The sequence below is a fragment of the Asanoa hainanensis genome, from assembly GCF_900188485.1.
GTDB classification, from domain to species: domain Bacteria; phylum Actinomycetota; class Actinomycetes; order Mycobacteriales; family Micromonosporaceae; genus Asanoa; species Asanoa hainanensis.
The window spans coordinates 222926-233421 of record NZ_FZPH01000015.1; the positions used below are offsets into that span (position 1 = coordinate 222926).

Below are 10496 nucleotides of genomic sequence, written 5' to 3' on the forward strand. Positions count from 1 at the left end.
CCCCAGAGCGTACCCGGATGCGTCACATGCTCGCGATCAGCCGCTCCACCCGCTCGTCGTACGCGCGGAACGGGTCCTTGCAGAGGACCGTGCGCTGCGCCTGGTCGTTGAGCTTGAGGTGCACCCAGTCGACGGTGAAGTCGCGCCGCTTCTCCTGGGCGTGCCGGATGAACTCGCCGCGCAGGCGGGCCCGGGTGGTCTGCGGCGGGGTCTCCTTGGCCTCGAAGATCTCCAGGTCGGTGGCGACCCGGTCGACCTGGCCGCGCTTCTCCATCAGCCCGTAGAGGCCGCGGCCGCGCCGCAGGTCGTGGTAGGCGAGGTCCATCTGGGCGATCCGGGGGTGGGACAGGGGTAGGTCGAACTTGTCCTGGTAGCGCTCGATCAGCCGCAGCTTGGTGACCCAGTCGATCTCGCGGGAGACCGGCTCCAGGTTGTTGGTCTCGATCGCCCGCAGCACCCGGCCCCAGAGCTCGACGACCCGCTTGGCGGTCTGGTCGCCCCCCCCGGCGCTCGACGAACTCGGTCGCCTTGGCCAGGTATTCCTGCTGGATCTCGAGGCCGCTGATCTCCTTGTTGTTGGCGAGGCGGACCTTGCGCCGGCCGGTCACGTCGTGGGAGACCTCGCGGATCGCCCGGATCGGGTTCTCCAGCGAGAGGTCGCGCATGACCACGCCGGCCTCGATCATCCGCAGCACGATGTCGGCCGAGCCGACCTTGAGGAGCGTGGTGACCTCGTTCATGTTGCTGTCGCCGACGATCACGTGGAGGCGGCGGTAGCGCTCGGCGTCGGCGTGCGGCTCGTCACGGGTGTTGATGATCGGCCGGGACCGGGTGGTCGCCGAGGAGACGCCCTCCCAGATGTGCTCGGCGCGCTGCGACAGGCAGTAGACGGCGCCGCGCGGGGTCTGCAGCACCTTGCCGGCGCCGCAGATGAGCTGCCGGGTGACCAGGAACGGGATCAGCACGTCGGCCAGGCGGCCGAACTCGCCGTGCCGGGAGACCAGGTAGTTCTCGTGGCAGCCGTACGAGTTGCCGGCCGAGTCGGTGTTGTTCTTGAACAGGTAGATCTCGCCCGCGATGCCCTCGTCGTGCAGCCGCTTCTCGGCGTCGACCAGCAGGCCTTCGAGGATGCGCTCGCCCGCCCGGTCGTGCGCGACCAGGTCGGCGACGTTGTCGCACTCGGGGGTGGCGTATTCGGGGTGGGATCCGACGTCGAGGTAGAGACGGGCGCCGTTGCGGAGGAAAACATTGCTTGACCGGCCCCAGGACACCACTCGCCGGAACAGGTAGCGGGCTACCTCGTCCGGCGACAGCCGGCGCTGCCCGCGGTAGGTGCAGGTGACGCCGTATTCCGTTTCGAGCCCGAAGATTCGCCGCTCCATAGCAAGACACTAGCCGGCAAAAGCCGTCGGTGGTCAGTGCCGCGACGCGCCGTCATCGCTTCGATGGCGGAAAACATTCACGGGGTACGTTCGACGCCCGGTTCGTCGGGTTTTACCGCAGGCTTCGCACGTACGCCCGGCAGGCCTCGTAGTCGGGCAGGAGGCTGTGGGCGTCGTTCAACGAGGGGGCGGCCTCGTCGCGGGCCGACAGGATCGGGGCGTCGGTCGGCCACTCGATGCCCAGGTCCGGGTCGAGCGGGTGGACCGTGTGCTCCCCCGCCGGGTTGTAGCCGGTCGAGCAGAGGTAGGCCAGCGTCGCGTCGTCGGTCAGGGCGCAGAAGCCGTGCCCGAGCCCTTCGGCCAGGTAGACCGCGCGCCGGTCGACGTCGTCGAGCCGGACGGCCTCCCAGCGCCCGAAGGTCGGCGAGCCGACCCGGATGTCGACGATCACGTCGACCACGGCGCCGCGTACGCAGGTGACCCACTTGGCCTGGCCCGGCGGGACGTCGGCGAAGTGGATGCCGCGGACCACGCCCCGGGCCGAAACGGACATGTTGGCCTGGGCGAGGGTGAACGAGTGGCCGGTGGCCGCCTTGAAGGCGTCGGCCTTGAACCACTCCAGGAACAGCCCGCGCGGGTCGCCGTGCTGCTGCGGGGTCACCTCGAAGGCGCCCTCGATGCCCAGCTCACGGATCTTCATGCGGCGGTCTCCTCCTTCTCCCGCAGCAGGCCCAGCAGGTAGTCACCGTAGCCGCTCTTGGTCAGCGGGGTGGCCAGGTCGCGCAGGGTGGCGTCGTCGATCAGCCCGGCCCGCCAGGCCACCTCCTCGACACAGCCGATCTTGAGGCCCTGGCGTTCCTCGATCACGCGTACGTAGTCGGCGGCCTGCATCATCGACGTGAAGGTGCCGGTGTCCAGCCAGGCGGTGCCCCGGTCCAGCACGGTGACGGTCAGCTCGCCCCACTCCCGGTAGGCCTCGTTGACCGCCGTGATCTCCAGCTCGCCGCGGTCGCTCGGCTTGAGCCCCTTGGCGATCTCCACGACCCGGTTGTCGTAGAAGTACAGGCCGGGTACGGCGTACCGCGACTTGGGCTTGACCGGTTTCTCCTCGATCGAGAGGACCTTGCCGTCGGCGGCGAACTCGACCACGCCGTACTCGCGGGGGTTGGCCACCGGATAGGCGAAGACCCGCCCGCCGACCAGCGGGTTCGTGTCACCGAGCTGCCGGCCCAGGCCGACGCCGTGGAAGATGTTGTCGCCGAGGATCAGCGCGACCGAGTCGTCGCCGATGAACTCCTCGCCGAGCAGGAACGCCTGTGCGATGCCCTCCGGCCGTGCTTGGGCTTTATATTCGATCTTGAGGCCGAACTGGCTGCCGTCACCGAGCAGCTTCTGGAACTGCGCCTGGTCGTCCGGGGTCGTGATGATCAGGACTTCGTCGATGCCGGCCATCACCAGCGTGGAGAGCGGGTAGTAGATCATCGGCTTGTCGAAGATCGGCATGAGCTGCTTCGAGACGGCCATCGTGATCGGCCACAACCGCGATCCCGTGCCGCCCGCCAGAAGAATCCCTCGCACGGCGCGCAGCCTACCGGGGTGGCCCCGTCGCGTAGACTCCGGAACCCGTGAGGATCCTCGTGACCGGCGGTGCCGGGTTCATCGGTTCGGAGTACGTCCGCATGCTGTTGACCCCGGGCGCGGGGCCGGACCTGGCCCCGAGCGCGGTGACGGTGCTCGACAAGCTCACCTATTCGGGCAACCGGGCCAACCTGGCGCCGGTTCTAGCGGATCCTCGGCTCCGGTTCGTCGAGGGTGACATCTGCGACGCGGCTCTGGTCGACGATCTGGTGCCCGGCCACGACGTGATCGTGCACTTCGCGGCCGAGTCGCACGTCGACCGCTCGATCTCCGGCGCCAGCGTGTTCGTGACGACCAACGTGCTCGGCACCCAGACGCTGCTCGACGCGGCGCTGCGGCACGGCACGGGCCGGTTCGTGCACGTCTCCACGGACGAGGTGTACGGGTCGATCGCCTCGGGGTCCTGGACCGAGGACTGGCCGCTCGCGCCGAACTCGCCGTACTCGGCCTCCAAGGCCGGGTCCGACCTGCTGGCGCTGGCCTACCACCGCACGCACGGGATGGACGTGGTGGTCACCCGCTGCTCCAACAACTACGGGCACTACCAGTTCCCCGAGAAGGTCATCCCGCTGTTCGTGACGAACCTGCTCGACGGCGGGACGGTGCCGTTGTATGGCGACGGCGGGAACATCCGCGACTGGCTGCACGTGCACGACCACTGCGTCGGCATCGCGCTGGTGCAGGACAAGGGTCGGGCCGGCGAGGTCTACCACATCGGTGGCGGCACCGAGCTCACCAACAAGGAGCTGACCGGGCTGCTGCTGGACGCGTGCGGCGCGTCGTGGGACCAGGTCGTGCCGGTCGCCGACCGCAAGGGGCACGACCGGCGCTATTCGCTGTCGATCGAGAAGATCCAGTCCGAGCTCGGGTACGCGCCTAGCATCGACCTCTCGCGCGGGCTGGCTTCGACGGTGGCGTGGTACCGGGAGAACCGCTCGTGGTGGGAGCCGTTGAAGGCGGCGTCCAACTGATGACCAAGGTTCTGGTGACCGGCGCTGGCGGGATGCTGGGGTCGGATCTGGTGGCTGTGCTTTCGTCGTCGCCTTCCTTCACCGTGACGGCCGCGCGTCGTGCGGATCTTGACCTGTTGTCTCCCGCTGCAGTGGCTGCGGCCGTGCCTGGGCACGACGTGGTGATCAACGCGGCGGCCTGGACGAACGTCGACGGTGCTGAGACGGCCGAGTCCGCCGCCACCGCGCTCAACGGTGACGCCGTCGCGTCGCTGGCTTCGGCCTGCGCTGCTTCCGGGGCGCGGCTGATCCACGTCTCGACCGACTATGTGTTGTCCGGGTCGGGGTCCTCGCCCTATCCGGAGTCCGCGCCTCCCGCCCCTATCAACGCCTATGGGCGCAGCAAGCTGGTCGGCGAGCAGGCCGTGCTGTCGCTGCTCCCGTCGGCGGGCTATGTGGTGCGCACGGCGTGGCTCTACGGGGCGCACGGACGCAACTTCGCGGCGACGATGCTGCGACTCGCGGCTTCGCGTTCCACCGTGAACGTCGTGGACGACCAGCAGGGCCAGCCGACGTGGTCGCTCGCCCTGGCCCGGCAGCTGGTCGCGCTGGCGTCGGCGCCGTCCGCGCCCGCCGGGATCTATCACGGCACGGCTTCGGGTTCGACGACGTGGTACGGGTTCGCCCAGGCGGTGTTCGCGTTGAGCGGCCTGGATCCGGCGCGGGTGCGGCCCATCCCCAGCGCCGAATTTCCGTTGCCGGCGCCCCGGCCCGCGTATAGCGTCCTCGGTCATGATCGATGGGCTTCGGCCGGGCTGGCACCCATGGCGGACTGGCATTCGACCCTCGCCTCGGCGGTGGCGGCGGGCGCGGTGCGCGCGGGCTGAGTCGCATGCTGGCTGACTACTGGCCGCTGCTCGGGCTGCGGCTGCGGGTGGGGCCGGTCGAGCTGCGCCCACCATCGGACACGGACCTGTCCGCGCTGGCCGCCGTGGCGTTCGAAGGCATGCAGAAGCCGGGCACGCGTACGTTCCTGACGCCGTGGACGGACCTGCCACCGATGGACCGGGCGCGGCACGTGGTGCAGGGTGTCTGGTCCGACCGGGGCGAGTGGACGCCATCGGACTGGTCGCTGCACCTCGGCGTCTTCGTCGACGGGGTCGCGGTCGGCATGCAGGGCCTGCTGGGCACGTCGTTCGGGCAGCTACGCGAGGTGCGCACGTGGTCGTGGCTGGGCCTGGCCCACCAGGGCCGCGGCCTGGGCACCGTGGCACGGCAGGCAGCGCTGCACCTGGCCTTCTCAGAACTGTCGGCGCAGTCGGCCACGACAGCGTCGTTCGTCGACAACCCGGCGCCGCTGCGGGTATCACGCAAACTCGGCTACGAGGACGACGGCCTCACCCGCGACCTCCTACACGGCGAGGTGGTCGTGTCACAACGACTGCGGCTGTCCCGGGAGCGCTGGGCCGCCCAGCCACGCCCGCCGGTATCGGTCACGGGCCTTGCGCCCTGCCTGCCGCTGTTCGGGGTGCCGGCATGATCCACGAGACACTCCCTGGACAGCACACCTAGACGCGTTTCGGAGTCGGCTCGGCCAGCCCGGAGCCGGCTCGCCTAGCCCGGAGCCGGCTCGCCTAGCCCGGAGCCGGCTCGCCCAGCCCAGGAGTCGGCTCGCCCAGCCCGGAGTCGGCTCGCCCAGCTCGGGGTCGGATGGATGGGCGCGGACGGCTGGCCATGATCGTGTGTGCTCGGTCTGGGAGACCGGCCGCGTAACCGATGATCGGGTGTGTCTGATCTGGTCGACACGCCGTGCGTAAACCAGACCAGGCGCACACGATCATGAGATCGGGCCGTCTCCACATCGATGGGCCACACACGATCATGACCGGTGGTGGTCCGGGCGGCGTCTGATCCCTCAGCCGACGGTCCAACCGTCCCTGGACAAGCACACCTAGGGTGCGTCCTGCCGATCAACATGAGCCGATCCGCCGTCACCGCGAGGTGGCCCGGGACACCGGTGTTGTACCTCGGTGATCCCGAGACGCCGCCGAACGGAGGCTCGGCCTGTCGCAGGTCGCGTTGATCGGCAGGGCACGCTTTAGAGCACCAACGGTGCGGGCTCGACCCGGCGCTCTCTCGGCAGGAGCCGCGCGGCCTCGTGGGCGTCGGCCTCGGTGAGGAAGACGCCGACGGTGCGCGTGTCGTCGCGCAGCACCCAGGCGAGATGCCAGCGGTCCCGGCGTGCGGTGGGGCTCAGACCGTCGGTGACCGCCCGCGCGACCTCTTCGCGAGACGCCCGGTCGAGCCCGCCGTCCAGCCCCGCCACCGGCCGCGTCGGCCAGCGCAGATCCGGCTCGGAGACCGGGCTGAACAGGCTCGGTTGCAGGCGATCCAGCACGCCTTCGCGCCAGCCGAACGCCAGGCAGACGACGTAGCCCTCGAACCCCCGGCCGGCGAGGGTCAACCGCCGTCGGCCCCGTGGGCTGTCCTGCGCCGCGCTCACGATGAGCCCGTCGAAGTGCGAGGGCAGTCGCATCTCCTCGACGGGCTTGAAGAGCAGCTGCACGGTCGTACCGTCCTCGGCCGGCGCCGGCGACGACAGCAGGAGCTGGCCGTGCGAGATCGTGTAGGCCTCCACGTGGAAGGCGCGCTCACTGCGGAACAGCTCGGCGCCGGGCGGAAAGTCATGGTCGTTACGAAGCCACCGGTCCGAGATCACCGCGTGAGCATCCGCCCAGCCCTGCGCAGGGTCAAGATCTGCGACCGTCTGGTGCCACGGCCACGGGCTTCCGGTCGTACCCGTGGAATGGTGTCATGTCGCCCGCGTCCCACGCCTCGCGCAGGCCCGGCGCGCTGAGGTCCCAGTCGGGTCGGACCTCGGCGGTGGCGGCCCGCAGGTCGCGCCAGAGCTCGTCGGTGGACGGCCGCCCCCAGAACCAGTATCCGTTGTAGACACTGTGGACTCGCAGGCCCGGCTTGAGCACCAGGGTGTGCGGAATCATCGGGTCGTTGACAGGATCGGTGTACTCCTTGATGTCGAGGTCCCGCTGCACGGTCCGCTCCACATCGGACAGAAACGGCCACTGGGCGCCGACCGACAACCGAAACTCCTGCAACGTATGGTGCTCGTCGGTAGCGATGGTGACGATCCGCGTATAAGCGACAGCAATCTTGGACTGAAACGCGGCGAGGTCAAGGTGCTGCTGATGCTCCTTGGGGCAGTAATGCCCACGAGCAAGCGTAAGAATCATGGGGTCGTCGCCCTGGAGCTCACTGAGCGTACGCACGGTGCCCGTGTGATCAGGCAAGGCGTAGTCGGGAAACACCCCACCGGCGGTGATGTCACTACGCATTCGGTTGACCTCCCTGACAGCTGGCGGTCCTTCCACCGTACGCAGGCCGCCTCCGCCACCGGCCCGGTCTTGAGCCCGGCCTACGACGCGCCTGAGCGGCCGGCGTCCAACCCCACGGCACGGCTGCGCTTGTCTCCGCCGTAGCTTCCGATCCGCCACACACCACCCGCCGCAGGGGCAGCCGCGCAGCGCTCGACTCAGCCGCGAACGCTCGACGCGGGCAGCCTCGGTGCGGGACTGCCCGAGGCGACCGGCCGACGGGGTGGCGCTTCAGCGCGGGCAGCCTTCTCCCCCGGCTCGCTGCGTGGGCCGGGCGGCCGGAGCGGGGCCATCGGTCACCGGGGCCACACTCCCTAAAGCATCCTAGGATGACGCCTGCTCTTTGCGTCCTGAACCGGCCCAGAGGCGTTGCCGGAGGCTCAGGACCTGGCCGGTTCCTTGGATCTCCCCGCGGCCGTCGGGCGGGCCGGTCGAGGATCAGAACAGGCCGCCGGGCACGTCTCCCGGCAGCCGGCCCGTGGACCGCAATCGGTGACCTGCCGGTTGCCCAGCAAAGGAGTGACCGGTGGCGACCATCGAGGATCTGATGAAGGCGAACCTGCTCGAAGTCTTCAACGAACGGGACGGCGACCGCCGCCGGGCGGCGATCGGGCGGACCTACGTCGCGGACGTCATCTTCTCGGATCCTGAGGAGACCGTGGTGGGCCACGACGCGGTCGACGCGAAGGCGCGGCGGCTGCTGGACGAGTCGCCCGAGTTCGTCTTCACCTCCGTCGGGTCGATCCACGTCGTCGACGACCTCGGGTACCTCGCCTGGGCTTTCGGACCGTTGGGAAAGCCAGCCGTCGTACGGGGCGTGGACATCGCGCTGGCCGGCGACGGGCTGATCAAGCGCGTCTACACGCTTCTCCTGACCGATTGACCGCCTGAACGACCGCACGACGGCGCACCGAGCCGGGTGCCCCGCCGGTCATCCTGGCCGCGCCGCCCCCGGTTCAACCCGACCGCGATGGCCTCGAGCCGGCCACCGCACGGGGCCATCAATGCGCCCCACCAGCGCTAGCCTCAACCCACCACTCCGCGAGCAAGGGGATCGTCCGAGAGGGGCTCCACAGTGCCGGGCAGGGCTGAGGTTAGAACGGACTGGCGGCTGGTCGATGGCGTCGCTACGGCATGGTTCGACTCGCCTTCGCTGGTCGAGGCGGCCGCGCTGGCCGGGCAGATCCTGGAGCTGTCGCCCGAGATCGCAGTCGACCTGCGCGCGACCGGCGCGCGGGTGCGCCTCGACTCGCACGAGCACGCCGAGGCGATCTCGGCCGCCGCGCGGACGCTGGGGCTGGCCGCGAACCCCGCCGTGCCGCAGCACCTGAGCGTCGTCCTCGAATCCGCGGACCCGTCCGCGGTGAGGCCGTTCTGGCAGCGCACGCTCGACTACGCACCCGGCGAAGACGGCGGGTTGGTGGATCCGTCGCGGCGCGACCCCGCGTTACGGATCAGGCAGTCGCCCGAGGCACGACCGTTGCGAAACCGCGTCCACCTGGACGTGGTGCGGCCGGCGGAGGCGGTCGAGCGGGCGGCTCTCGGTGCGGCATCGGGGCCGTACGGCGTCTGCCACGCCGACCCCGACGGCAACGAGGTCGACCTGGTGCCGGGCGACCCCCTGGGCGAGAGCACGGGGACAGCCGACTGGCAAGCGGTGTTCAGCGCGATGGCGTGCTACCGCACCACGACGCCGGCGCTGCAGCACGACCTGGCGGCCGCAGCAGCGGCGCTGGCCGACCACGCGGGCTTCCCGCTGCTGGTTGACCTGCGCCCCGGGCTCGTGATCGTCGACAGCGGCAAGGACCGGTGGGAGGCCGAGGCCCACGGCCTGGATCTCGACTTCACCGACCTGGCCCGAAACCTCCAGACCGCCGCGCGGAAACTCGGAGCCACGGCCGACCCGGGGCTGCCCCGCTTCGTTCAGCTCTTTCTCGACGCCGCCGACGTGCCCGCGGTCCGCGGGTTCTGGCTGGCCGCCCTTGGCTACACCCCCGACCCCCGAGACGGGGTCAGCGACATTCACGATCCGCGCCGACTGAGCCCGGTGCTGGTCTTCCAGGAGCTCGACGCCGCGGACACTAAGCGGCGCCAGCAACGCAACCGCATCCACCTCGAACTCGCTGTCCCGTCCGACCTCGCGGAGACGCGCCTCGCCACGGCCGTCGCGGCCGGTGGCCGCCTCCAAGCCGAGTCGAAGGATCGCTGGCTGGTCGCCGACCCCGAAAACAACGAGCTGGTAATCGTCAGCGAAGCATGACCTCACCCTCGGCTGAGCGAACCGCTAGGCGGTCTCTCCTCGCACAACGACGGTGAGGGTGCACGCCGACGGCTCTTGACGGGACCTAACGACCCGCCGCCGCGGTGGATGACGCTTCAAAGGGTCCGTGGGGTGTCGAGAGGTAGGCCGGCCAGCGGCCGAGCCCGGCGGACGGACCCGGATCGGCAGCAATCGACGGGCCCCCTGTACCGCGATGCCGGGCAACGTTCGAGCGCCAGGCAAGGGTCCACACCGCCTGAGGTGTTGTCCGCGCTTGGGTGACTCGCCTTGGGCACTCGGTGGGGCCCGGACGACATGGCCGCTAGCCGGCCCGCACGCAAGGCCGGCAGCCGGCCCGCACGGCAAGGACGACGGTAGCCAGCCCGCACGGCAAGACCGGCAGCCGGCCCGCACGGCAAGGACAGCGGTAGCCGCCCCGCACAGGCATGGCCGCCCCGCACAGGCATGGCCGCCCCGCACAGGCATGGCCGCCCCGCACAGGCATGGCCGCCCGGTAAGGGTTCGCCCCACCCGGCCCGATGGGCTAGACGAGTAAGTCCTAACTACCCCTAAGTCGTGGGTACGGCGAAGGGTGTCGATGATCCGTTTGTGACGACAGACATCAACACCCTTCTGACCGCACTGTACGTGAAGATCGACGACTGGCTCGGACGGCCACGGCGGGTTGGTCGCCCGCCGCGGCTCTCGGACGCCGAACTGGTGACGATCGCGGTGGCCCAGGCCCTGCTCGGGGTCCGTTCCGAGGCCCGATGGCTGCGCTTCCTACCCGTGCATCTACCGGGCGCGTTCCCGTACCTGCCAGGCCAGTCCGGCTACAACAAACGACTCCGCGTGGCGTTGCCACTACTCAAAC

9 protein-coding genes and 2 pseudogenes are annotated in these 10496 nt (G+C 70.0%); 6 read left to right on the plus strand and 5 right to left on the minus strand.

From position 1 onward, the window contains the following. Positions 1 to 22 precede the first annotated feature (22 nt). From pafA to rfbA, 3 genes and pseudogenes are all read right to left on the minus strand, one after another. Positions 23 to 1382: pseudogene (pafA, locus tag CHC05_RS31070) on the minus strand (Pup--protein ligase). A 112-nt stretch (positions 1383 to 1494) separates the two neighbouring features. Next, positions 1495 to 2082 carry a dTDP-4-dehydrorhamnose 3,5-epimerase gene (gene rfbC / locus CHC05_RS31075; RefSeq protein ID WP_089254174.1) on the minus strand — a complete coding sequence of 196 codons (588 nt, stop codon included), beginning with the start codon at positions 2080 to 2082 and terminating at the stop codon, positions 1495 to 1497. After that, entirely contained in the window at positions 2079 to 2960 is an 882-nt protein-coding gene (gene rfbA / locus CHC05_RS31080) for a glucose-1-phosphate thymidylyltransferase RfbA (RefSeq protein WP_089254175.1), read from the minus strand. The genes rfbC and rfbA overlap by 4 nt, the downstream gene beginning before the upstream one ends. Before the next feature lie 47 nt (positions 2961 to 3007). Here rfbA and rfbB point away from each other — a divergent pair, with 47 nt between their 5' ends. From rfbB to CHC05_RS31095, 3 genes are read left to right on the plus strand one after another with little or no spacing between them, the layout of a single operon-like run. Further along, positions 3008 to 3991, plus strand: coding sequence for a dTDP-glucose 4,6-dehydratase (gene rfbB, locus CHC05_RS31085; RefSeq protein ID WP_089254176.1), 984 nt, complete (start codon positions 3008 to 3010; stop codon positions 3989 to 3991). Next, positions 3991 to 4857, plus strand: a complete 867-nt coding sequence (gene rfbD, locus CHC05_RS31090; RefSeq protein ID WP_089254177.1) for a dTDP-4-dehydrorhamnose reductase — start codon at positions 3991 to 3993, stop codon at positions 4855 to 4857. Before rfbB ends, rfbD begins: the two co-directional genes overlap by 1 nt. 5 nt (positions 4858 to 4862) lie before the next feature. After that, positions 4863 to 5510 (plus strand): GNAT family N-acetyltransferase, encoded by a 648-nt coding sequence (locus CHC05_RS31095; protein WP_089254178.1) that lies wholly within the window; start codon positions 4863 to 4865, stop codon positions 5508 to 5510. Between the two features lie 558 nt (positions 5511 to 6068). On the opposite strand, the gene CHC05_RS31100 is transcribed toward CHC05_RS31095, so the two are convergent. Together CHC05_RS31100 and CHC05_RS31105 are read right to left on the minus strand one after the other, a co-directional pair. Further along, positions 6069 to 6689 carry a hypothetical protein gene (locus CHC05_RS31100; protein WP_089254179.1) on the minus strand — a complete coding sequence of 207 codons (621 nt, stop codon included), beginning with the start codon at positions 6687 to 6689 and terminating at the stop codon, positions 6069 to 6071. A gap of 31 nt (positions 6690 to 6720) precedes the next feature. Continuing rightward, a complete protein-coding gene (locus CHC05_RS31105; protein WP_089254180.1) occupies positions 6721 to 7323 on the minus strand; it encodes a redoxin domain-containing protein in 603 nt (200 codons plus the stop codon). 565 nt (positions 7324 to 7888) lie between these two features. On the opposite strand from CHC05_RS31105, the gene CHC05_RS31110 reads away from it, so the two are divergent. From CHC05_RS31110 to CHC05_RS31120, 3 genes and pseudogenes are all read left to right on the plus strand, one after another. Next, positions 7889 to 8245 carry a nuclear transport factor 2 family protein gene (locus CHC05_RS31110; RefSeq protein WP_089254181.1) on the plus strand — a complete coding sequence of 119 codons (357 nt, stop codon included), beginning with the start codon at positions 7889 to 7891 and terminating at the stop codon, positions 8243 to 8245. Positions 8246 to 8437: 192 nt separating this feature from the next. Then, entirely contained in the window at positions 8438 to 9622 is a 1185-nt protein-coding gene (locus tag CHC05_RS31115) for a VOC family protein (RefSeq protein ID WP_245871298.1), read from the plus strand. Between the two features lie 609 nt (positions 9623 to 10231). After that, positions 10232 to 10496 (plus strand): annotated as a pseudogene (locus tag CHC05_RS31120) (IS982 family transposase); the annotation flags it as partial.

What these genes read in the sequence shown, in the direction of transcription:
- rfbC (WP_089254174.1), bottom strand. Translation starts at nt 2,082, where the DNA reads ATGAAGATCCGTGAGCTGGGCATCGAGGGCGCCTTCGAGGTGACCCCG.
- rfbD (WP_089254177.1), top strand. Translation starts at nt 3,991, where the DNA reads ATGACCAAGGTTCTGGTGACCGGCGCTGGCGGGATGCTGGGGTCGGAT.
- CHC05_RS31095 (WP_089254178.1), top strand. Translation starts at nt 4,863, where the DNA reads ATGCTGGCTGACTACTGGCCGCTGCTCGGGCTGCGGCTGCGGGTGGGG.
- CHC05_RS31105 (WP_089254180.1), bottom strand. Translation starts at nt 7,323, where the DNA reads ATGCGTAGTGACATCACCGCCGGTGGGGTGTTTCCCGACTACGCCTTG.